This is a genomic window from Stagnihabitans sp. (assembly GCF_964946895.1).
On record NZ_CBBQHX010000019.1, the window covers coordinates 12,044 to 32,520 of the forward strand.

The 20,477-nt window shown below is 63.2% G+C and carries 22 protein-coding genes; 20 read left to right on the forward strand and 2 right to left on the reverse strand.

Features of this window, described 5'->3' with window-relative positions; all coding sequences use genetic code 11:
* The first annotated feature begins 76 nt into the window (after positions 1 to 76).
* Both AC1Y2B_RS13385 and coaD read left to right on the forward strand, forming a co-directional pair.
* The gene (locus AC1Y2B_RS13385) at positions 77 to 511 is read left to right on the forward strand and encodes a CBS domain-containing protein (RefSeq protein ID WP_482253600.1); all 435 of its coding nucleotides are present in this window, start codon (positions 77 to 79) and stop codon (positions 509 to 511) included.
* Between the two features lie 85 nt (positions 512 to 596).
* Complete coding sequence (coaD, locus tag AC1Y2B_RS13390; RefSeq protein ID WP_482253601.1) at positions 597 to 1,097, forward strand: pantetheine-phosphate adenylyltransferase; 501 nt, start codon at positions 597 to 599, stop codon at positions 1,095 to 1,097.
* On the opposite strand, the gene AC1Y2B_RS13395 is transcribed toward coaD, so the two are convergent.
* Positions 1,094 to 2,044, reverse strand: coding sequence for a LysR family transcriptional regulator (locus tag AC1Y2B_RS13395; RefSeq protein ID WP_482253602.1), 951 nt, complete (start codon positions 2,042 to 2,044; stop codon positions 1,094 to 1,096). The two genes, coaD and AC1Y2B_RS13395, sit on opposite strands and share 4 nt — an antisense overlap.
* An 80-nt stretch (positions 2,045 to 2,124) precedes the next feature.
* Between AC1Y2B_RS13395 and AC1Y2B_RS13400 the strand changes: the two genes are divergently transcribed.
* From AC1Y2B_RS13400 to AC1Y2B_RS13410, 3 genes are read left to right on the forward strand one after another with little or no spacing between them, the layout of a single operon-like run.
* Positions 2,125 to 3,207 (forward strand): maleylacetate reductase, encoded by a 1,083-nt coding sequence (locus AC1Y2B_RS13400; protein WP_482253603.1) that lies wholly within the window; start codon positions 2,125 to 2,127, stop codon positions 3,205 to 3,207.
* Complete coding sequence (locus tag AC1Y2B_RS13405) at positions 3,200 to 4,954, forward strand: FAD-dependent oxidoreductase (protein ID WP_482253604.1); 1,755 nt, start codon at positions 3,200 to 3,202, stop codon at positions 4,952 to 4,954. Before AC1Y2B_RS13400 ends, AC1Y2B_RS13405 begins: the two co-directional genes overlap by 8 nt.
* A gap of 1 nt (position 4,955) precedes the next feature.
* The gene (locus AC1Y2B_RS13410; protein WP_482253605.1) at positions 4,956 to 5,828 is read left to right on the forward strand and encodes an intradiol ring-cleavage dioxygenase; all 873 of its coding nucleotides are present in this window, start codon (positions 4,956 to 4,958) and stop codon (positions 5,826 to 5,828) included.
* Positions 5,829 to 5,830: 2 nt separating this feature from the next.
* On the opposite strand, the gene AC1Y2B_RS13415 is transcribed toward AC1Y2B_RS13410, so the two are convergent.
* Positions 5,831 to 6,574, reverse strand: a complete 744-nt coding sequence (locus AC1Y2B_RS13415) for an IclR family transcriptional regulator (RefSeq protein WP_482253606.1) — start codon at positions 6,572 to 6,574, stop codon at positions 5,831 to 5,833.
* A gap of 171 nt (positions 6,575 to 6,745) precedes the next feature.
* Here AC1Y2B_RS13415 and AC1Y2B_RS13420 point away from each other — a divergent pair, with 171 nt between their 5' ends.
* The 15 genes from AC1Y2B_RS13420 (at position 6,746) to AC1Y2B_RS13490 (ending at position 20,477) form a co-directional block, all read left to right on the forward strand.
* A complete protein-coding gene (locus AC1Y2B_RS13420; protein ID WP_482253607.1) occupies positions 6,746 to 7,582 on the forward strand; it encodes a cyclase family protein in 837 nt (278 codons plus the stop codon).
* Between the two features lie 87 nt (positions 7,583 to 7,669).
* Positions 7,670 to 8,020 carry a cupin domain-containing protein gene (locus AC1Y2B_RS13425; protein ID WP_482253608.1) on the forward strand — a complete coding sequence of 117 codons (351 nt, stop codon included), beginning with the start codon at positions 7,670 to 7,672 and terminating at the stop codon, positions 8,018 to 8,020.
* Entirely contained in the window at positions 8,017 to 8,811 is a 795-nt protein-coding gene (locus tag AC1Y2B_RS13430) for an SDR family NAD(P)-dependent oxidoreductase (RefSeq protein WP_482253609.1), read from the forward strand. Before AC1Y2B_RS13425 ends, AC1Y2B_RS13430 begins: the two co-directional genes overlap by 4 nt.
* 1 nt (position 8,812) lies before the next feature.
* Complete coding sequence (locus AC1Y2B_RS13435) at positions 8,813 to 9,736, forward strand: 3-hydroxyacyl-CoA dehydrogenase family protein (RefSeq protein WP_482253610.1); 924 nt, start codon at positions 8,813 to 8,815, stop codon at positions 9,734 to 9,736.
* On the forward strand, positions 9,737 to 10,513 hold the full coding sequence (locus AC1Y2B_RS13440) for a DAPG hydrolase family protein (protein ID WP_482253611.1): 777 nt from the start codon (positions 9,737 to 9,739) through the stop codon (positions 10,511 to 10,513).
* Positions 10,459 to 11,730 (forward strand): ABC transporter substrate-binding protein, encoded by a 1,272-nt coding sequence (locus tag AC1Y2B_RS13445; RefSeq protein ID WP_482253612.1) that lies wholly within the window; start codon positions 10,459 to 10,461, stop codon positions 11,728 to 11,730. Before AC1Y2B_RS13440 ends, AC1Y2B_RS13445 begins: the two co-directional genes overlap by 55 nt.
* Positions 11,731 to 11,832: 102 nt before the next feature.
* Positions 11,833 to 12,555, forward strand: a complete 723-nt coding sequence (locus tag AC1Y2B_RS13450; protein ID WP_482253613.1) for an ABC transporter ATP-binding protein — start codon at positions 11,833 to 11,835, stop codon at positions 12,553 to 12,555.
* Entirely contained in the window at positions 12,548 to 13,249 is a 702-nt protein-coding gene (locus AC1Y2B_RS13455) for an ABC transporter ATP-binding protein (protein ID WP_482253614.1), read from the forward strand. The genes AC1Y2B_RS13450 and AC1Y2B_RS13455 overlap by 8 nt, the downstream gene beginning before the upstream one ends.
* Before the next feature lies 1 nt (position 13,250).
* Entirely contained in the window at positions 13,251 to 14,114 is an 864-nt protein-coding gene (locus AC1Y2B_RS13460; RefSeq protein ID WP_482253615.1) for a branched-chain amino acid ABC transporter permease, read from the forward strand.
* Positions 14,111 to 15,139, forward strand: a complete 1,029-nt coding sequence (locus tag AC1Y2B_RS13465; RefSeq protein ID WP_482253616.1) for a branched-chain amino acid ABC transporter permease — start codon at positions 14,111 to 14,113, stop codon at positions 15,137 to 15,139. Before AC1Y2B_RS13460 ends, AC1Y2B_RS13465 begins: the two co-directional genes overlap by 4 nt.
* Positions 15,140 to 15,142: 3 nt before the next feature.
* Positions 15,143 to 16,075: a 3,5-dioxohexanoate:acetyl-CoA acetone transferase gene (gene kce / locus AC1Y2B_RS13470; protein WP_482253617.1), complete on the forward strand. Its 933-nt coding sequence runs from the start codon at positions 15,143 to 15,145 to the stop codon at positions 16,073 to 16,075.
* Positions 16,076 to 16,177: 102 nt separating this feature from the next.
* Positions 16,178 to 17,197: a LacI family DNA-binding transcriptional regulator gene (locus AC1Y2B_RS13475; protein ID WP_482253618.1), complete on the forward strand. Its 1,020-nt coding sequence runs from the start codon at positions 16,178 to 16,180 to the stop codon at positions 17,195 to 17,197.
* A 131-nt stretch (positions 17,198 to 17,328) separates the two neighbouring features.
* Entirely contained in the window at positions 17,329 to 18,600 is a 1,272-nt protein-coding gene (locus AC1Y2B_RS13480) for an ABC transporter substrate-binding protein (protein WP_482253619.1), read from the forward strand.
* 163 nt (positions 18,601 to 18,763) lie between these two features.
* On the forward strand, positions 18,764 to 19,657 hold the full coding sequence (locus AC1Y2B_RS13485; protein WP_482253620.1) for a carbohydrate ABC transporter permease: 894 nt from the start codon (positions 18,764 to 18,766) through the stop codon (positions 19,655 to 19,657).
* Between the two features lies 1 nt (position 19,658).
* Positions 19,659 to 20,477: a carbohydrate ABC transporter permease gene (locus AC1Y2B_RS13490; RefSeq protein ID WP_482253621.1), complete on the forward strand. Its 819-nt coding sequence runs from the start codon at positions 19,659 to 19,661 to the stop codon at positions 20,475 to 20,477.

The window sequence follows — 20,477 nt, forward strand, 5'->3', positions numbered from 1 at the left end:
ATTGCTGCGCTTGCATAAAACTTGACAGAATCTTGCGATAGGCGCAGATTTGGAAGGACAGGAAAGGGAGGCTCCCATGCTTGTCAGTCATATCCTCAAATCAAAATCCGACGATGGCGTTGTGACGCTGCCACCGGGAACGACGGTGGCGAAGCTGGCCGAGGTGCTGTCGTCGCGCCGGATCGGGGCGGTGGTGATCTCGACCGATGGGCGGGCGGTGGTGGGCATCGTGTCCGAGCGCGATGTGGTGCGGGAATTGGGGCGGCGCGGCCCGGCCTGCCTGACCGACCGGGTGGAAAGCCTGATGACAGCCAAGGTCACGACCTGCAGCCGGCAAGACAGTTCGGATGCGGTGCTGGCCATCATGACAGAGGGCAGGTTCCGCCACATGCCGGTGGTGGAGAAGGATCAGATGGTCGGGCTGATTTCGATCGGCGACGTGGTCAAGGCGCGGTTGATGGAGCTGGCGGCGGAGAAGGATGCGCTGGAGGGCATGATCAAGGGCTTCTGACCGGCTTGACCCGCTGTGACGCTTTGGCTCTTGCGTCTGGTCAAGCACTATTGTTGCGTGGGCAGACCAGTCAGCGAGGGGACCCATGCGCATCGGCCTTTATCCCGGCACCTTCGACCCGATCACCTTGGGTCACATCGACATCATCCAGCGCGCCATGGCGATGGTGGACCGTCTGGTCATCGGCGTTGCGATCAACCGCGACAAGGCCCCCTTGTTCGGGCTGGAGGAGCGGGTGGCGATGGTGGAGGAGGAGTGCCGCGAAATCGCAGCCCGCGTCGGCGGCGAGATTGTGGTGCATCCGTTCGAGAACCTGCTGATCGACTGCGCCCGCGATGTGGGGGCGGGGATCATCATCCGCGGCCTGCGGGCGGTGGCGGATTTTGAATATGAATTCCAGATGGTTGGCATGAACCGCGCGATGGATTCGTCGATCGAGACGGTGTTTTTGATGGCCGATGCGCGGCGCCAGGCGATTGCGTCCAAGCTGGTGAAAGAGATTTGCCGGCTGGGCGGGGATGTGACGAAGTTTGTGACGCCGTCTGTCGATGCGGCGCTGGTGCGGCGGTTGCGGCGCAAGGGTTAGCGACGCCAAAGCGATTGCCGTTCATGGTGCTGGATGGTGGCGGACAGGGTTTCGAACTGGGTCAGGATATAGCCGCGCAGGCGTTTGGCCGCGGGGCTTTGCAGTGCCGTGCGGGCGGTGAGCAGGCCCAGCTTGCGGTCGGGGTGTTCGATCTTCACCTGCAGCGCCGCAACATGGTATTGGCGGCGCAGGGTGAACAGCACCGAATAGGGCAGGACGGTCAGGCTGTCTGAGCCCGAAAGCATGCCCATCACCGCCGACAGGCTGCCGCCGGAAAAGCTGATGCGGATCTTGTCGGCGCTGATCGTGGACAGAACGCGCTGCAGGTCGGCGTAAAGCGGGCTGTTGGTGGGCGGAGAGATCCAGGGAAAGCGTTGCAGGTCGGCCGCGGTGACAGCGGGGCCGTGCAGCAGGGGGTGGCCTTCGCGGGCCGCTATGACATTGCGACCGGGCAGGAGCGGGTCGAAGTGCACGCCCTCGGGCAGGTCTTCCGGGCGCAGGGGGCAGATGGCAAGGTCGAGGGCACCGGACAGAACACGCTCGGACAGGTCGGGGGCGTAGCCGTAGCTTTGCTCGATGCGGACATCGGGGTTTTGCGCCTGGAACCCGGCGATCATCGAGACGATGACGCCGTCCATGAAGACCGGGGTGCCGGCCATGCGGACGGCCCCGGCCTTGCCGACCTTGAAGCTTTGCACGGCTTGGGCTGCGGCTTGGCCCGCCTGCAGGATGCGGCGGCCTTCCTCGGCCAGCCTTGCGCCCAGTTCGGTCGGTTGCAGCGGGCGGCGGTTGGGCAGGAACAGGGGACTGCCCAACCGCGCCTCCAACGCGGCGACCGAGCGGGAGAGCGAGGGCTGCGATTTGCCCAAGGCCGCCGCGCCTTCGGTCAGGCCCCCGGCCTCGACGATGGCGGCGAGGATTTCCAGTTGGCGCGGGTCTATTTTCATAACTTCAAGGTATATAAGCTTCTTGCTTTCCGATCAAGTTCCGCGTTCTTGCAGGCTAGCCTTGCGGTGGGAGGTAACCCATGACCGACGTTGCGGCCTTCGCATTGCGATTTGCCCCGATGCGCCTGCGCTTTGGGACGCCCGCGGCCCCAGCGGTGGCGGCGGAGCTGGAGGCCATGGGCCTGCGCCGCGCCGTGGTGCTGGGCACGCCGGGCCATGGCGCGGCCGCGCGGGCATTTGGCACGCAGGTGGGCGCGCGGGTGGTGGGCACGGTGGCGCTGGCGCAGATGCATACGCCGGTGGAGGTGACAGAGGCGGCCTTGGCCGAGGTTATGGCCCTGGACGCGGATGCTTTGGTGTCGTTTGGCGGCGGATCGGTCACAGGGCTGGGCAAGGCCTTGGCGCTGCGCACGGATTTGCCACAGATTGCGGTGCCGACGACCTATGCGGGGTCAGAGGTGACGGCGATTCTGGGCCAGACTGAAGCTGGCCGCAAGACGACGATCACCGATCCCAAGGTGCAGCCAGAGGCGGTTGTCTATGACCCTCGGCTGATCACCGGGCTGCCGGTTGCGGTTTCGGTGACCTCGGGGTTGAATGCGATGGCCCATGCGGTGGAGGCGCTTTATGCGCAGGACCGCAACCCGCTGACCACGACGCTGGCCCTGCAGGGCCTTGAGGCGATGGTGAAAAGCCTGCCGCAGGTCAGGCAAGATCCGGGCGATCTGACGGCCCGCAGCCAAAGCCAATATGGCGCGTTCCTGTGCGGGCTGGTTCTGGGGCAGGTGGGGATGAGCCTGCATCACAAGCTGTGCCACGTTCTGGGCGGCAGTTTCGATCTGCCGCATGCCGAGACGCATGCCGTGATCCTGCCGCATGCGGCGGCCTTCAACGCGGCGGGGGTGGCGGACCTTCTGGCGCCCCTGGCGGGGGTTCTGGGCTGCGCCACGCCGGGCCTTGGGCTTTGGGATTTTGCCAAGGTGCTGGGGGCGCCGACGAGCCTTCGGTCTTTGGGGATGAAAGAAGAAGATCTGACGCGGGCGGCAGAGATCGCCACGCAAAACGCATATTGGAACCCTCGACCGGTGGAACAGGCAGACCTTCTGGCGCTGCTGCAGGCCGCCTGGGCCGGGGACCAACCACAGGGAGGACACCATGGCTGACATTACGACGGACGTTCTTATCATCGGCTCTGGCCCGGCGGGCTCGGCCACGGCGGCGCTGCTTTCCAGCTATGGCGTCGATAACATGGTGGTCAACCGCTATCGCTGGCTGGCCAACACGCCGCGCGCCCATATCACCAACCAGCGCTGCATGGAGGTGCTGCGCGATCTGGGACGGGATGTGGAGGACGAGGCCTATCTGTTTGCCACACCGCAGGAGAAGATGGGCGAGAACATCTTCTGCGTCAGCCTTGCGGGCGAAGAGATTGGCCGGATGAATTCGTGGGGCACCCATCCGATGTCGAAGGCAGAGCATCTGTTGTCTTCGCCCTGCGAAATGAACGACCTGCCGCAGACCTTCATGGAGCCCTTGCTGTTCAAGACCGCCTGCCAGCGCGGCACGCAAGGCCGGATGAGTGTCGAATATCTGCATCATCTGCAGGATGATACGGGTGTGACGACAACCTGCCGCGACAAGCTGACGGGCAAGGAATTCACCGTCCGGTCGAAGTATCTGGTCGGTGCGGATGGCGGGAATTCGCTGGTGGCCGAACAGGCTGGCCTGCCGTTCGAGGGCAAGATGGGGGTTGGCGGCTCGATGAACATCCTGTTCCGGGCTGACCTTTCCAAATACGTCGCCCACAGGCCCTCGGTTCTGTACTGGGTGATGCAGCCGGGCGCGAATGTGGGCGGCATCGGCATGGGGCTGGTGCGGATGGTCAGGCCGTGGAATGAGTGGCTGATCGTCTGGGGCTATGACATCAACCAGCCCGCCCCGGTGGTGGATGCGGCGATGGCCACCCAGGTGGCGCGGCAACTGGTGGGCGATCCAGAGCTGGAGATCGAGCTGATCAGCGCCAACACCTGGACGGTGAACAACATGTTCGCCACCGACATGCAGAATGGCCGGGTCTTCATCATGGGCGACGCCGCACACCGGCATCCGCCATCGAATGGCTTGGGGTCGAACACCTCGATCCAGGACAGCTTCAACCTTGCGTGGAAGCTGGCGATGGTGGTGAAGGGGCAGGCAGCGCCCTCATTGCTGGACAGCTACACCGTGGAACGCGCCCCGGTGGCGCGGCAGATCGTGACGCGGGCCAACCAGTCGATCGGCGAGTTTGGGCCGATTTTTGGCGCCTTGGGCATGACCGGGGGCATGGATTACGACAAGATCCGCGCCAACATGGATGCGCGGGCTGATGCGACGGCGGCGGCGGAAAAGCAGCGGGCGGCGATCCGCGATGCGATTGCTTTCAAGAAGTACGAGTTTGACGCGCATGGGGTCGAGATGAACCAGCGCTACCGATCAGCCGCCGTGGTGACGGATGGCCAGATGGAGCCGGCGTTTGAGCTGGATGCCGAACTGCACTATCAGCCGACGACTTGGCCGGGGGCAAGGGTGCCGCATGTCTGGCTGTTCGATGCGACCGGCAAGAAGCACTCGACGCTGGACCTGTGTGGGCATGGGCGATTTGCGATTTTCACCGGGATTGGCGGGGAGGCCTGGGCAGAGGCTGCGAAAACGGTCGGCGCCGAATTGGGGATCACGGTTGACGTGCGGTTGATTGGCCCTCGGCGGGCGTGGCTGGATCATACCGGCGACTGGGCGCGGGCGCGCGAGGTGTCGGATTCAGGTGCCGTGCTGGTGCGGCCGGATCACCATGTGGCGTGGCGGTCAGATGCTGTCACCGAACAGCCTGCGGCTGATCTGCGCCGGGTTCTGAAATCCATTCTGGGGCGCTGAGATGGAACCGGGATATTTCACGGAAAGCGACAGCGCCGAGGTTGTGATCGCACGCAATGCGGCGGCGAAGTCTGAACGGCTGAAGGAAGTGATGGCAGTGATCACCCGCCACCTGCACGCAGCGGTGAAAGAGATCGAGCCTACGACCGACGAATGGATGACGGCGATCCAGTTCCTGACGGCCACGGGCCAGATCTGCAATGAATGGCGGCAGGAGTATATCCTGTTCTCTGACATCATGGGCGTGTCGATGCTGGTGGACGCGATCAACAACCGCAAACCCTCGGGGGCTTCCGAAAGCACGGTGCTGGGGCCGTTCCATGTGGCGGATGCGCCGGAATTGCCGATGGGTGCGGATATCTGTCTGGATGCCAAGGGCGAGCCGATGGTGGTGCGGGGGCGGATACTGGATACGCATGGGCAGCCGATTGATCTGGCCAAGATCGACGTGTGGCAGGCCAATGACGAGGGTTTTTATGATGTCCAGCAGAAGGGCATCCAGCCGGATTTCAACCTGCGGGGCGTGTTCCGCACAGGCGCCGATGGGCGGTATTTTTTCCGGGGGGTGAAGCCGAAGTTCTATCCGATCCCGGATGATGGCCCGGTGGGCAAACTGCTGGGCGCCTTGGGGCGGCATCCGTACCGCCCGGCGCATCTGCATTATATCCTTGAGGCGCAAGGGTTTGAGACGCTGGTCACCCATATCTTCGACCCCGATGATCCCTATATCAACACCGATGCGGTCTTTGGTGTGAAGAAAAGCCTGATGGCGAAGTTCGACTGGATCACCGACCCAGACAGGATCAAGGCCGAGGGCATGTCCGGCCCCTTCCATCTGGTCGAACATGACTTCGTGCTGGCAAAAGCCAAATGAGCCTAGCCGGCCAGCACCTGCACCAGTTCGGCCTTCAACTGCAGAATTGCGGTGATGATCTTGCTGCGCTGGTCGGCATAGCGCGAGGTCGGGATCGGGACCGAGATGGCGAAGGTCTCTCCGGCCAAGTCCCGGAAGGCGAAGCCCACGGCAGAGATGCCCTCGGTATGGTCGTCGTTGTCCTCGGCGTAGCCGAGCTTGCGGGCCAGCGCGAGGCGGGCTTGCAGGAGGGGCAGATTGCCGGGGCCATCGCCCCATTCGGCGCGGGCGAGGGTCAGCACCTGATCCTCGGGCAGGATCGACAGGGCGGCGCGGCCATTCGCGGTGGAGGTCAGGGGAAAATGCTCGCCCACGGACGACACGGCGCGCAGGCGGTGGCTGCCTTGGACCTGATCGAGGAAGACCATCTGGCCTTGACGCAGGGCGGACAGGTCGACGGTCTCACCGGTTTCCTGCATCAGGGCGGTCAGGTGCGGGCGGCAGAGCTCGACGGTGTTGTAACGCGCAGCCTCGGCCAGCGATTGCAGTTCGGGGCCAAGGCGAACCCCGGCAGAGCGGGTCGACATCAAGAGGCGCTCGTCGATCAGGGCCGCCACGATGCGCTGCACGGTGGAGCGGGGCAGGCCGACCTTCTCGGCGATCTGGCCCAAGGACAGGCCGGTCTGGCCGTCTTTCAGCGCCCGCAGGATCGCTGCTGCGCGGGCAATGACCTGGATGCCGTCTTTGGATTTGCTGTCGTCGTTCATGGGCGCCCTATGCCAGACCTGCGGGGCCGATTCCAGCCCGCCATGCGGTGCAGGTGTACGCTATCTCAAGAATCTGTTGACCGCAATGTGGTGCATATGTACCGTCATGCAAGACGGCATAGTGCGGGAGGCACCTTGCCCATGAGACCGCTTGAAGGGGGAGGCGCCTAAATGGTCACTGTTCGCGGCATTGAATTTCAGGGGAACCTGGACAACTCGATGGGGTTGGAGTTCTACAACCTGTCGCACCGTTTCGGGTTCCAGCATCCGAACTGGCCCTATTTTCAGGACGTGCAGATCGAGCGCATCCATTACATGGCCAAATCGGGCGTGCTGAGCCAACGCATCACCACCACGATGCACGCGACGACCCACATTGATGCTCCGGCCCACGTGGTGCAGGGCACGCCGTTCATCAATGAAGTCCCGCTGCCGCATTTCTTCGGCACCGGGATCGTGGTTTCGCTCCCGAAGAAGAAGTGGGAGCCGATCACGGGCGACGATCTGGAGGCCGCCTGCGGTCATGCGATCCGCCCCGGCGACGTGCTGATCATCAACACCGGGTGGCACAAGCAATATGAAGACGGCGATTACTTCGCCTATTGCCCGGGTTTCGTGCCCTCGGCCGGCGAGTGGATGGTCAGGAAGGGCGTCAAGGTCGTCGGCCATGACACGCAGGCCAATGACCACCCGCTGGCCACCGCGATTGGGCCGCAGAGGAATGGGCCTTTGTTACCGCATCTGAAGAAGGAATACTTCGAATGGTCGGGCGGGCGCGACTGGGCGGATGACTTCCCGGATTGGGAGCCGGTGCACCAGATCCTGTTCAAGGCCGGTATCCTCGGGATTGAAAACGTGGGTGGTGATCTGGATGCGGTGACCGGCAAGCGCTGCACCTTTGCCTTCTTCCCGTGGAACTGGGACCGCGGCGATGGCTGCATCATCCGGCTGGTGGCGATGATCGACAAAAGCCAAGGCTACCGGATCGAGGCTGGGGAAGCGTTCTGACTGTCTTTGGCGGCGGAGCGGGGGGCCAGCCCCCCGCACCCCCCGGGATATTTAGGAACAAATGAAAAGGGCTGGGAGGCCGTTGTCGTGCTGGTGAAACGCTTTGAGGATGCCAAGAGCTATGAGGCGCCGAACCATCGTGGTGTCGTGGGCTTGCGCTTGCAGGGGTTTGAAGAGGGCGGGCCTGTCAACCAATGGGTCGGTTTGTCCCAATTCCTGCCGGGCGGCGGGGCCGGGCCGGATTCAACGCCGTTCGAGAAGGTTTATGTCGTGCTGGAAGGGATGATGACGGTGATCACTGGCGGGGTGGAGACGGTGCTGGGGCCGATGGATTCAGCCACCATCGCGCCCGGAGAAGTGCGAGAGATCGTCAACCGCTCGAACCATGTCTGCAAGATGCTGGTTGTTATTCCATATCCGACAAAGGTGCCGTCATGAGCTTGCCCGATCCGATGAAGATGTTTGACATACGTGGCAAGGTGGCCCTGATCACCGGAGCCTCGGGCGCTTTTGGCGTGGTGGCGGCAAGGGTCTTGGCAGGGGCCGGGTGCCGGTTGGTGCTGGCGGCCGGGAAGGCCAGTGAACTGGCGGCGATTGCCGCGGAGTGCCGCGAGGGCGGGGCCGAGGTGGTGGAGGTGAACACCCGGCCCGACAGCGAGGCGGCTTGCGGGGCGCTGGTTGCGGCGGCGGTTCAGGCCTTTGGGGGGCTGGATATTCTGGTCGTGGCCAGTGGCATGAACAAGGTGGCCAAGATTGACGAAATGGCACCGGAGACGTTCCTGAATGTCATGGATGCCAATGTCACGCAGTCCTGGCTGCTGGCGCGAGCGGCGACGGTGCAGATGAAGGCGCAGGGGACGGGGGGCAAGATTGTGCTGGTCTCCTCGGCCCGGGGACTGCTGGGGCATCCGGCGGGGTATACGGCCTACTGTGCCAGCAAGGCGGCGGTGGATGGGATGACCAAGGCGCTGGGCTGCGAGTTGGGGCCGTTGGGGATCACGGTCAATGCCATTGCGCCGACGGTGTTCCGGTCTCCGCTGACGGAATGGATGTTTGCCGACAATGACCACGCGAGAACGGTGCGGGCGGGGTTCCTTGCGCGGGTGCCGAAGGGGCGGCTGGGCGAGGCGGAGGATCTGGCGGGGCCGCTGTTGTTCCTGGCCTCGAAGGCCAGTGACTTTTACACCGGGCATATCTTGTATGCTGACGGCGGCTACACGGCGGGATGACATGAAGAACCTGCAGACAGCGGTGATTGGCGCGGGGCTGATGGGGCATGGCATTGCCCTGACCTTGGCGCGCGCCGGGCAGTATGTCGCGGTAACGGATCCGATGCCAGAGGCGCGGGCGGCCTTGCCGGGGCGCGTCACGGACAGTCTGCATCTGATGGGCGTGTCAGAGGCCGAGACGGCAAGGGTGCTGAAGCGGATCGAGGTGTTTGACAGCGTGGCGGGTGCGGTGCGGGGCGCGGCCTTTGTGTTTGAGGCGGCGCCGGAGAAGATGGCGCTGAAGCAGGCGATCTTTGCGGAAATTGAAGCCTCGGCGCCGGACACGGCGATCTTGTGCTCCAACACCTCGGTGATGCCGATCACCGAGATCATGTCAGGTTTGAAGGACAAGACCCGCGCCTTGGGCACCCATTGGTGGAACCCGCCGCATCTGATCCCCTTGGTGGAGGTGATCCGGACAGTGGACACGTCCGAGGCGGCGATGCAGGCCACGATGGACCTGCTGGCAGAGGCCGGGAAAACGCCGGTGCGGGTGGAGAAGGATGTGCCGGGCTTCATCGGCAACCGCTTGCAGCATGCGCTTTGGCGCGAGGCGATCAGTCTGGTGGAGCGGGGCATCTGCGATTCGGCCTCGGTCGATGCGGTGATCAAGGCCAGCTTCGGGCGCAGGTTGACGGTGTTGGGGCCGCTGGAGAATGCCGATCTGGTCGGCACCGATCTGACGCTGGACATCCACAACACCGTGCTGGCTGATCTGGAGAACAGGCCGGGTCCGTCGCCGCTGTTGCAGCAGATGGTGGCGGAGGGGCGGTTGGGGATGAAATCGGGACAGGGGTTCCGCACCTGGACGCCCGAGCAATCGGCGGCCTTGCGGGCCAAGGTGGTCAGCCACTTGCTGGCGCTGGAAAAGGTGCTGGAGGGGTAGATGCGCTTTGACCAGGGGATGGACCTTCTGAAGCCCGGCCATATCGGGATGGAAACCGGCGTCGTCGACTATGACGATGGCTTCAGGACCGTCTGTGCGCGGACACGGATTCCCGGGGTGAAGGCCCGGATGGTGGAAGGGTGGTTCGGCCATCTGGACGAGACCGCGCCGCACGCGCTTTGGCATCGGGCAGACCATCTGGTCTGGGGCTTGAAAGGGCGGACGGGGAACGCCCGGGACGGGACCTTGCGTCTGGCACATATCTATCTTGGCGGTTCCGACCGCCCGGTCTGCAAGCTGCGCCTGCATTTCTGCGACCCGGCGGCGTTTTTCCAGCCTGCCGACCATGCGCGATTGAACGGTGTGGCGATCTGTGCGCGGATTGGGCTGCTGGGGACGCCGGTCGATCTTGGCCTGATGACCCAGGTTGTTACGAACACCACGCAGGGCTGCGAGATGCAGTCGAACTTCTTGCTGGGCCATATCGAAAGCCGGGATCGGGATCATCCGATCCCCGCCGACGTCGCCCGCGCCCTGCGGCACGAACACGTTACGGCGGACCTTGCCCGTCGCCTGCACCGGCATGCGCGCGAGGAACTGTCTTTTCTTAGCGAAATTCTGCCCCTCCTGTATCGTCAGGTGGCGCAGGACCAAATCTCTGACCCGGCGGCAGGACACGACACAAGACCGGGCAGGTTCAACATTCACTCTGGGAGGAAAGAATGGCTCACTTCACCTACACACGACGCAAGTTCATCGCCACGACCGGCGGTCTGATCGCGGCTCCGGCGCTGTTGCGCGCCACCCGCGCTTCGGCGGCGGATGCGGTTTTCAAGGTTGGCTTTGTGGCGCCGACCACCGGCCCGCTGGCCGGCTTCGGCGAGGCGCAGGACTGGATCATTGCCGGTCTGAAGGACGCGCTGGCCGGTCTGCAGAACAACGGCAAGCCGGTGCAGATCCAGCTGATCACCAAGGACAGCCAGTCCAACCCCAACACCGCTGCCCAAGTCGCGCAGGATCTGATCCTGAATGAGGGCGTGCAGCTGATGCTGACCCACGCCACGCCGGACACCACCAACCCGGTGGCCGACCAATGCGAGTTGAACGAGATCCCCTGCATTTCCACCAACGCCCCGTGGCAGCCCTATTTCTTCGGTCGGGGTGGCAAGCCGGATGTCGGCTTCAACTACACCTACCACTTCTTCTGGGGGCTTGAGGATATCATCGCGAACTACACCGCGATGTGGGACGCCTCGGGGGCTGCCAAGAAGATCGGTGGCCTGTTCCCCAATGACGCCGATGGCAATGCCTGGGGCGATGCGAAACTGGGTCTGCCGGGCCCGCTGGCCGCGGCGGGTTACACGTTGACCGATCCGGGCCGCTATCAGCCCCTGAACAATGACTTCACCAGCCAGATTTCCGCCTTCAAGGCGGCGGGCTGCGAGATTGTGACGGGCGTGATGATCCCGCCGGATTTCGCAACCTTCTGGGCGCAGGCCGCGCAACAGGGCTTCAAGCCGAAAGTCGCGACCATCGGCAAGGCGCTGTTGTTCCCGGCTTCGGTGGATGCGCTGGGCGATCGGGGGGATGGGCTGACCACGGAAGTCTGGTGGACGCCGGATTACCCCTATTCCTCGTCGTTGACCGGCCAGTCGGCCAAGGACTTTGGCGCGGCCTATGTCAAGGACACCGGCAAGCCGTGGACGGCCACCTTGGGCTTCAGCCATGCGATCTTCGAAGTCGGTCTGGATGTGATCAAACGCGCGGCAGATCTGGGCGACAAGGCCGCGATCATGGATGCCATCACCAAGACCAACCTCAACACGTTGGTCGGGCCGATCAACTGGGCCAATGGGCCTGTCAAGAACGTGACCAAGACCCCGCTGGCGGGCGGTCAGTGGCAACGGGTGGACGGCAAGCTGGAGCTGAAGATCGTCAACAACAAGCAGAACCCGCAGATCCCGGTCACCGGCGATCTGAAACTTCTGGCCTGATGACATGCCGGGAGCCCTTGGGCTCCCGGCCCACCAAAAGCAGATCAGGGACACCGGGGAACCGGTTTGTCCCGCACGGTCTGCGATAGAAGAAGCTGGCGCATGACCCTGTTATCTCTGGAAAACCTGTCGAAAAGCTATGGTGCGCTGCGGGTCACGGATGATGTGTCCCTGACCGTGGCCGCTGGCGAGATCGTGGGCATCCTTGGCCCCAACGGCGCGGGCAAGACCACGCTGTTCAATCTGATCGCGGGCACCGTGAAGCCCAATGCCGGGCGCGTCATGTTCAAGGGGCAGGATGTCAGCGCGCTGGACGCCTCGGCCCGCTGCCGCATGGGGATTTCGCGCAGTTTCCAGATCCCGCATCCCTTCAATGGCATGACGGTGTATGAGAATATTCTGGTCGGGGCGACCTTTGGCCGACCCTCGGCGCAGGGGGCAGAGGGGCGCGCGGCAGAGGTGCTGCGCCTGACAGGCCTTGCGCGCCGCGCCAATGACCGGGCCGGCGCGCTGACCCTGCTGGAGCGCAAGCGGCTGGAGATGGCGCGGGCGCTTGCCACCGATCCCGCCCTGCTTTTGCTGGATGAAATCGCCGGTGGGCTGACCGAACGCGAATGTCTGTCCCTGCTGGATGCCATCCGCGAGGTGCATTCGACGGGCGTGACCATCGTCTGGATCGAGCATGTCGTGCATGCACTTTTGTCGGTCGCGCAGCGCTTGGTGGTGGTGGATTTCGGTCGCAAGATTGCCGATGGGTTGCCGGCGGAGGTTCTGGCGTCCAAGGATGTGCAATCGGTCTACATGGGGGCGGAAGAGCATGTCTGAGGGGCTGCACGTTCAGGACATCGAAAGCTTCTACGGTGATTTCAAGGCCTTGCATGGCGTGTCGCTGGCCTTGGAGCCGGGAAAGGTGCTGGCCTTGATCGGGGCCAACGGGGCGGGGAAGTCGACGCTTCTGAAGTCGATCTGCGGACTGGTCTCGCCCAAGGCGGGCAGCGTCACTTGGAACGGCAAGAATATCACCGGCCAGCCGGGCAGCCAGACCGTCGCCATGGGCATTGCACTGGTGCCGGAAGGGCGGCGGTTGTTCAAATCGCTGTCGGTCGAGGAGAACCTGATCCTGGGCGGTCAGGTGGGACGCAAGGGGCCGTGGAGCCTGAAGACGCTGTACGATCTGTTCCCGATCCTGAAGGAAAAGCGCAACCAGCCCGCCACCAGCCTGTCGGGTGGGCAACAGCAGATGGTGGCCATCGGGCGGGCGCTGATGTCGAACCCCGATCTGGTGCTGTTTGACGAGCTTTCGCTGGGCCTGGCGCCCATCGTCATCAAGGACATCTACGCCCAACTGCCCAAGATCACCGGGCAGGGGATGAGCGCCATTCTGGTCGAGCAGGACGTCACCCGCGCCTTGGGGTCGGCCAGCCAGTTCCTGTGCCTTGCCGAGGGGCGGGTGTCGTTGGCCGGGCGTCCGGGGGATCATTCCCGCGACGCCATCTCTGCCGCCTATTTCGGGACCTAAGATGGATATTCTGAACACAATCCTGCAAGGCGTCCTTGTTGGCGGCCTTTATGCGCTGTTCGCCGCGGGCCTGTCGCTGATCTTCGGCGTGATGCGGCTGGTCAACATTGCCCATGGCGACCTGATCGTGCTGGCCGCCTATATCGCGATGGAGGTCATCAAGCTGACCGGCCTGCCGCCGCTTCTGGCGCTGGTGTTCGTGGTGCCGATCATGGCCGCCTTCGGCTATGCCCTGCAACGCGGCATCCTGAACCGCACCCTTGGCGGCGACCTTCTGCCGCCGCTGCTGGTGTCCTTCGGCCTGTCGGTGATCCTGCAGAACGGGTTGCTGGCCGTCTTCACGGCTGACAGCCGCAAGCTGGATGCGGGCGCGCTGGAGACGGCTTCGGTGACCCTTGGCGGCATTTCCATCGGCCTTTTGCCGGCACTGATGTTCGGCACGGCCGTGGCGGTCATCGCGGGGTTGCAGTACCTGTTTTACAACACGGCCTTGGGTCGCGCCTTCCGCGCCACCTCGGACGATGCCGAGATTGCTGAACTGATGGGGCTGGACCGCCGCAAGGTCTATGCCTGGGCGATGGCCCTGTGCCTTGGTGTCGTGGCGATTGCGGGCGTGTTCCTTGCGATCCGCTCCAACTTCGACCCTTTCATGGGGCCGGGCCGGCTGATCTTCGGCTTTGAGGCGGTGATCATCGGCGGGCTTGGCAACCTGTGGGGGACGCTGGCGGGCGGGGTGATCCTGGGCGTGGCCCAAGGCCTTGGCGCGGCCATTGACCCCGGTTGGCAGATCCTTGCAGGCCACGTCGCCTTCCTGCTGATCCTGGCGCTGAAACCGCGCGGCCTGTTTCCGAGGATGGACGGATGACCCAATTCAGCCTTTCCCGCTCCACGCCGACCTCCCGCGCCGCGGGTGCCATCGCCGTGCTGCTGCTGGCCCTTCTGGCGGCGGCGCCGTGGTGGGCCTCTTCCGCCTTCCTGCATCTGGCGGGCGAGTTCGCCGTCTATCTGGCCCTCGCGACGCTGTGGAACCTGCTGGCCGGGTATACCGGCCTCGTCTCGGTGGGCCAGCAGGCCTATGTCGGTCTGGGCGGCTATCTGACCTTTTGCCTGGCGCTGTTCTTGGGGGTGAACCCGCTTCTGGCCATTCCGCTAGCAGGGATTGCGGCGGCACTGATCGCCATTCCGGTTGCGTCTTTGGTGTTCCGCCTGCAGGGGGCGTATTTCGCCATCGGAAGCTGGGTGATGGCCGAGGTGTTTCGTCTGGTGGCCGCGCAGGCCACGGTCTTGGGGGGCGGATCGGGCATCTCGTTGCCGGCCGAAGTCACCAAACAGCTGGGCGCAAAATGGCTGCGCGAGGCGTCGATCTTCTGGGTGGCGCTGGCTTTGGGGGCGGGCTGTCTGGCCTTGGTCTACCTGCTGTTGCGCTCGCGCATCGGGCTGGCCCTGACCGCAATCCGCGACAGCGAGGTCGCTTCGACGTCGCTGGGCATCCGGATCGGCTCGGTCAAGCATGTGCTGTACATCGTTGTGGCGGGGCTGACGGCGATGATCGGGGCGTTGATTGCATTGCAGAAACTGCGCGTCTCGCCGGATGCGTCCTTTAGCGTCAACGACTGGACGGCCTTTGTGATCTTCATCGTCGTCATCGGCGGCATCGGCACCATCGAGGGGCCGATTGTCGGGACCGTGGTCTATTTCCTGCTGCGGCAGTTTCTGGCGGACTATGGCACGATCTACCTGCTGTTACTGGGCACCTTGGCCATTGTGATCATGCTGGCGGCCCCCAAGGGCCTGTGGGGCTATGCGGCAGAGCGGTTTGGCTGGTCGCTGTTCCCGGTGGGCTACCGCATCAAATTCACCGACACCGCACCGACTTCTGGCAAGGACTGAGCCATGGCCAAGCGCCCCAAGACGATCATCACCTGCGCCATCACCGGGGCGATCCACACCCCCACCATGTCGGACGCGCTGCCTTACACGGCAGACGACATCGCGGTTCAGGCGATTGCCGCGGCTGACGCGGGCGCGGCGATCCTGCATCTGCACGCGCGCAGGCCCGCGGATGGGGGCGTGTCCATCAACCCGGAGGATTTCGCGGCCTTTCTGCCCCGCATCAAGCAGGCGACGGGAGCGGTGGTGAACATCTCCACCGGCGGCAGTCTGAAGAACACCATCGAAGAGCGCATCGCGCCCGCCCTGCGCTTCTCGCCCGAGATGTGCAGCCTGAACATGGGGTCGATGAACTTCTCGTTTCATCCGCTGGCCAAGCGCTACGACAGCTGGAAGTTCGACTGGGAGAAAGAGTATGTCGAGAATTCCGACACCTATATCTTCCGCAACACCTTCCGCGATATTGCCAATGTGGCAAAGACCCTCGCGCCGCACGACATCAAGTTCGAACATGAATGCTATGATGTCGGGCACCTGTATAACCTGCGGTTCTGCATGGACATCGGGCTGTTCAAGGCGCCGATCTTCATCCAGTTCATCTTCGGCATCCTGGGCGGCATCGGGCCAGAGGTCGACAACCTGATCTTCATGAAGCGCACTGCCGACCGGCTGTTTGGCGACGATTACCGCTGGTCCGTCCTTGGCGCGGGTGGCGCGCAAATGTCCTTGGCGACCACCGCCAGCCAGATGGGCGGCAACGTGCGGGTCGGGCTGGAGGACAGTTTACAGATCGCGCGCGGCAAGTTGGCCACGTCGAATGCCGAACAGGTCGCCAAGATCCGCCACATCGTCGAGGATCTGGGTTGTGAGGTGGCCTCGCCCGACGAAGCGCGCGAGATTCTGGGCCTGAAGGGGGGCGAGAGGACCAACTTCTGACCGGCCCCGCGTCGACCTGTGGCATCCCGGCCATTGCGCGGGGCGGTGTCTTCGTGTCATTCAAAGACCGGACAAAACACGAACCCCGGAAAGACCAATGTCATGGTGACCCTGAAACAGATTGCCAATGCCGTCGGCGTCTCTCAGGCCACCGTGTCGCGGGTGTTGAATTTTGATGCGACGCTGTCGGTTTCACCGCAGACCCGCCAGTCGATCATCGAGACCGCAGAGGCGATGTCCTATGCCACGCCCCGCGCCCGTCAGAAGGCCAAGGCCGACCGCGAGGAAAGCCCGACCAAGATCGTGCTGGTCCACTTCCTGCGCCCCGATCAGGAATTTGCCGACCCCTATTACGTCGCCATGCGGCTGGGCATCGAAAGCCGCTGCGCCGCGCTGCGGGTTGAGACGGTGAAAGTTTACCACTCGGAATCGCTGCCCGACCCCGAGATCATTGCCGCCGCGTCGGGTGTCATCGCCATCGGCATGCTGGAGGAGGACCATATCGCCTTCCTCAAGGCCCACGCCAAGCATCTGGTCTTTGCCGACTATGCCCCGCCCGACGACGAGATTGACGCCGTGCAAAGTGATTTCACCATCGCGATGCGACGGCTTCTGGCCGCATTGCACGCCTCTGGCTATCGGCGGATCGGCTTTGTCGGCTGGCAGATCAGGAATGACAAAGGCATCTTCCGAGCCCGCGAAAAGCGCCACATGGCTTATGTCGAGTGGATGGAGGCGGCCGGGATCTATGACCCCGACATCTGCCAGATCGACTGGAACACCGAGGAATCCGGCTATCGTCTGACGCAATCCGTGCTGTCGCGGCCCAACCGGCCCGAGGCGTTGATCTGCTGCAACGACAACATGGCCGTGGGCGCCTACCGCGCCATTCACGAATTGGGCCTGCGCATTCCCGATGACATTGCAGTGGCCTCGTTCAACGATATCTCGGTGGCGCAGTTTCTCAACCCGCCACTGTCCACCGTGCATCTGCCTGCCGCCGAAATCGGCGAGACGGCCGTGGATATGCTGATGGAGCGGATCGGTGGCCGGCAGATCGCCAAGCACACGGTTCTTGCCGCGCGGATGATCTGGCGCGGCAGTGCCAAGGGGCATAACTGATCGCGGATTGCTGCCATCGCTCTGCTGCGATGCGGCGAATAAATTTTTACTAAAAAATTTGACAGAATTTTTCCGCTCGGCTAGCCTTTCCCGGACGGGGAAAATAGGCCCCGCATTTTGGGAGGAATGACATGAAGCCTTTCGGTTTTAGCCTGCGCACAAGCGTTCTCGCCGCAGCGGGCCTGCAACTGTTGACCGCGACCATGGCGCTGGCCACCGACGTCACGGTCTGGTGCTGGGCCCCGGAATTCAACGGCGCCGCGATGAACGAGGCCATCTCGCGCTATACCGCCACCCACAAGGACGTGAACATCAAGGTCGTGGATTTCGCCAAGGCCGACCTTGAACAGAAGCTGCAGACGCAACTGGCCTCGGGTCAGACGGCGGGTCTGCCGGATATCGTTCTGATCGAAGACTATGGTGCCAAGAAATACCTTCTGTCCTTCCCCGGTGCCTTCGAGCCGCTGACCGACAAGATCGATTATACCAAGTTCGCCCCCTACAAGGTTGAACTGGCCACGGTGGACGGCAAGACCTATTCGCTGCCCTTCGACTCGGGCGTCTCGGGTTTGTTCTACCGCTCTGACCTTCTGGAAAAGGCCGGCTACAAGGCCGATGACCTCAAGGACATCACCTGGGATCAGGTGATCGAGATTGGCAAGAAGGTCTTCGCAGCCACCGGCAAGCCGCTCTTCTCGATCGACCAGAACGACGCGGGTGCGATCCGCATCATGATGCAATCGGCCGGATCGTGGTACTTCAAGGCGGATGGTTCGGCCAATATCAAGGGCAACCCGGTCTTCAAAGCCGCACTGTCCACCTGGGTCAAGATGCTGCAGACCAAGGAGCTTTATAAGCCTGTATCGGGCTGGGGTGATTATACCGGCGCCTTCAACAACGGCGATGTGGCGGGCGTCTTCACCGGCGTGTGGATGACTGGCGGCATCAAGGGCGACAACATGTCCGGCAAATGGGCCGTGGCGCCGACGCCGAAGCTGGCGGGCGTGGATGGGGCGACCCATTATTCCAACCTGGGCGGGTCAAGCTGGTACGTCTTGTCCTCGGCCCCGGCCAAGGATGCGGCGATCGACTTCCTGAAAACCGAATGGGCATCGGACGTCGACTTCTACCAGAAGATCCTGGTGGGGCAGGGCGCCTTCTCGTCCTTCCTGCCGGCGCGTGATGGCGCGGCCTATTCGGCCAAGGATGACTACTTCGGGGGGCAGGCCGTCTGGGCAGATTTCTCGGATTGGCAAGCCAAGATCCCGGGCGTGAACTACGGCATCTTCACCAACGAGGCGGACGCTGCCGTGACCGCGCAACTGCCGGGCCTTGTGGCCGGTGGTGACATCGACGCTGCGATCTCTGCGATCGACGCGCAGGTCGCGCAGCAAATGCAGTAAGGCGTTCCTCCCGCCGGAAGGGTCCTTGATGTGACTGCGGTCAGGTCGGGGACCCCGAAAGCGGTCCTGCCAACACCGGCGTCAGGGCCGGGCCTGCGCCGCGACCCCTGCGGGCCGCGGCGGTCTGGACCCCGAACGGGGGCTGCTGCATCAGGGAATGATCATGGCAAAAGGCGTCACGGGCGTGCGGGAAAGTTGGGCTGGCTGGGCCTTCATCGCCCCGGCCATGATCCTGTTGGGCCTGTTCATGATCTATCCGATCTTCTGGTCGCTGTGGATGAGCGTGCAGACCGGCAAGGGTCTTGCCTTCCACTTCGGCGGCTTTGCCAACATCATCCGGCTGACCAAGGACCCGGTGTTTCAGCACGCCCTGTCCAACACGCTGATCTTTCTGGTCGTGCAGGTGCCGATCATGATCGTTCTGGCGCTGCTGTTTGCGGTGGCGCTGAACAACCCGCGCCTGCGTGGCCGCGCCATCTTGCGCACCGCGATCTTCCTGCCTTGCGTCACCTCGCTTGTCGCCTATTCGGTGCTGTTCAAATCGATGTTCGCCTCGGATGGCGTGGTCAATGACACGCTGATGGCGCTGCATGTGATCAGCGCCCCCATCGGCTGGATGATCGACCCGTTCTGGGCCAAGGTTCTGATCATTCTGGCCATCACCTGGCGCTGGACCGGTTACAACATGGTCTTCTATCTGGCCGCCCTGCAGAACATCGACCCCTCGATGTACGAGGTCGCGCGGATCGACGGCGTGCCGCCTTGGGCGCGCTTCACCCGCATCACCATCCCGATGTTGAAGCCGGTGATCTTGTTCACCACGGTTCTGTCCACCATCGGCACGTTGCAGCTGTTCGACGAGGTCAACACGATCACCGCAAGCGCAGGTGCCGGGGGGATGCCGGCGGATTCGACGCTGACGCTGTCGCTCTACATCTACAACCTGTTGTTCAAGTTCGTGCCGAACTACGGCTACGCGGCCACGGTGTCCTGGCTGATCGTGATCATCGTCGGCATCCTGTCGTGGATTCAGTTCCAGGTGGCGAAGGATCGCTAAGATGAGAAATCCCATAGCCCTGATCCTGAGCCTGTCGTCCCAAGCCCTGATGTGGCTGGCGGCCTTCATCTCGGTCTTTCCCTTCTACTGGATGGTGGTCGGTGCCACCAACACGGCGGTCGAGATCACCGGCGGCAAGGCCACTTTCGGCAGCCACCTGGTCGAGAACATCACCAAATTCTTTGCTTCTGCCGATGTGCTGCGGGTGTTCTTCAACTCGGCCGTCGTGTCGATCACCGGGACGTTGCTGACGCTGACCGTCACGTCGCTGGCCGGTTACGGGTTCGAGATCTTCAAGTCGAAAACGCGCGACCGGATTTTCGGCGGCTTGCTGCTGCTGCTGTCGGTCCCTTTCGCCGCGCTGATCGTGCCCCTGTTCATGATGTTCTCGCGCGCGGGGCTGATGAATTCCTATCTTGGCATCATGCTGCCCGGCATCGCCGCCATCTTCATGATTTTCTACTTCCGCCAGAACACCAAGGCCTTCCCGCACGAGTTGCGCGATGCCGCCCTGTTGGACGGGCTGAAGGAATGGCAAGTTTTCGTCTATATCTACATCCCCGTCATGCGTTCAACCTATGCCGCCGCCATGATCATCGTCTTCATGTCGAACTGGAACGCTTACCTTTGGCCGCTGATGGTCGTGCAACAAAATGAAATGAAAACAATCACTTTGGAGGTGGCTTCCTTGGCATCCGCTTATACCCCCGACTACGGCCTGATCATGATCGCCAATGTTCTGGCGACCCTGCCGACCGTTCTGGTCTTCTTCCTGCTGCAGCGTCGCTTCGTCGAAGGCATGCTCGGCTCCGTCAAATAA

Excerpts from the sequence above, each read along its gene's own strand:
- AC1Y2B_RS13480 (WP_482253619.1), top strand. The coding sequence starts at position 17,329 with ATGAAGCCTTTCGGTTTTAGCCTGCGCACAAGCGTTCTCGCCGCAGCG.
- AC1Y2B_RS13395 (WP_482253602.1), bottom strand. The coding sequence starts at position 2,044 with ATGAAAATAGACCCGCGCCAACTGGAAATCCTCGCCGCCATCGTCGAG.
- coaD (WP_482253601.1), top strand. The coding sequence starts at position 597 with ATGCGCATCGGCCTTTATCCCGGCACCTTCGACCCGATCACCTTGGGT.
- AC1Y2B_RS13445 (WP_482253612.1), top strand. The coding sequence starts at position 10,459 with ATGGCTCACTTCACCTACACACGACGCAAGTTCATCGCCACGACCGGC.
- AC1Y2B_RS13405 (WP_482253604.1), top strand. The coding sequence starts at position 3,200 with ATGGCTGACATTACGACGGACGTTCTTATCATCGGCTCTGGCCCGGCG.
- AC1Y2B_RS13410 (WP_482253605.1), top strand. The coding sequence starts at position 4,956 with ATGGAACCGGGATATTTCACGGAAAGCGACAGCGCCGAGGTTGTGATC.
- AC1Y2B_RS13430 (WP_482253609.1), top strand. The coding sequence starts at position 8,017 with ATGAGCTTGCCCGATCCGATGAAGATGTTTGACATACGTGGCAAGGTG.
- AC1Y2B_RS13415 (WP_482253606.1), bottom strand. The coding sequence starts at position 6,574 with ATGAACGACGACAGCAAATCCAAAGACGGCATCCAGGTCATTGCCCGC.
- AC1Y2B_RS13475 (WP_482253618.1), top strand. The coding sequence starts at position 16,178 with ATGGTGACCCTGAAACAGATTGCCAATGCCGTCGGCGTCTCTCAGGCC.
- AC1Y2B_RS13435 (WP_482253610.1), top strand. The coding sequence starts at position 8,813 with ATGAAGAACCTGCAGACAGCGGTGATTGGCGCGGGGCTGATGGGGCAT.
- AC1Y2B_RS13465 (WP_482253616.1), top strand. The coding sequence starts at position 14,111 with ATGACCCAATTCAGCCTTTCCCGCTCCACGCCGACCTCCCGCGCCGCG.
- kce (WP_482253617.1), top strand. The coding sequence starts at position 15,143 with ATGGCCAAGCGCCCCAAGACGATCATCACCTGCGCCATCACCGGGGCG.
- AC1Y2B_RS13490 (WP_482253621.1), top strand. The coding sequence starts at position 19,659 with ATGAGAAATCCCATAGCCCTGATCCTGAGCCTGTCGTCCCAAGCCCTG.
- AC1Y2B_RS13440 (WP_482253611.1), top strand. The coding sequence starts at position 9,737 with ATGCGCTTTGACCAGGGGATGGACCTTCTGAAGCCCGGCCATATCGGG.
- AC1Y2B_RS13450 (WP_482253613.1), top strand. The coding sequence starts at position 11,833 with ATGACCCTGTTATCTCTGGAAAACCTGTCGAAAAGCTATGGTGCGCTG.
- AC1Y2B_RS13400 (WP_482253603.1), top strand. The coding sequence starts at position 2,125 with ATGACCGACGTTGCGGCCTTCGCATTGCGATTTGCCCCGATGCGCCTG.
- AC1Y2B_RS13460 (WP_482253615.1), top strand. The coding sequence starts at position 13,251 with ATGGATATTCTGAACACAATCCTGCAAGGCGTCCTTGTTGGCGGCCTT.
- AC1Y2B_RS13455 (WP_482253614.1), top strand. The coding sequence starts at position 12,548 with ATGTCTGAGGGGCTGCACGTTCAGGACATCGAAAGCTTCTACGGTGAT.
- AC1Y2B_RS13420 (WP_482253607.1), top strand. The coding sequence starts at position 6,746 with ATGGTCACTGTTCGCGGCATTGAATTTCAGGGGAACCTGGACAACTCG.
- AC1Y2B_RS13485 (WP_482253620.1), top strand. The coding sequence starts at position 18,764 with ATGGCAAAAGGCGTCACGGGCGTGCGGGAAAGTTGGGCTGGCTGGGCC.
- AC1Y2B_RS13385 (WP_482253600.1), top strand. The coding sequence starts at position 77 with ATGCTTGTCAGTCATATCCTCAAATCAAAATCCGACGATGGCGTTGTG.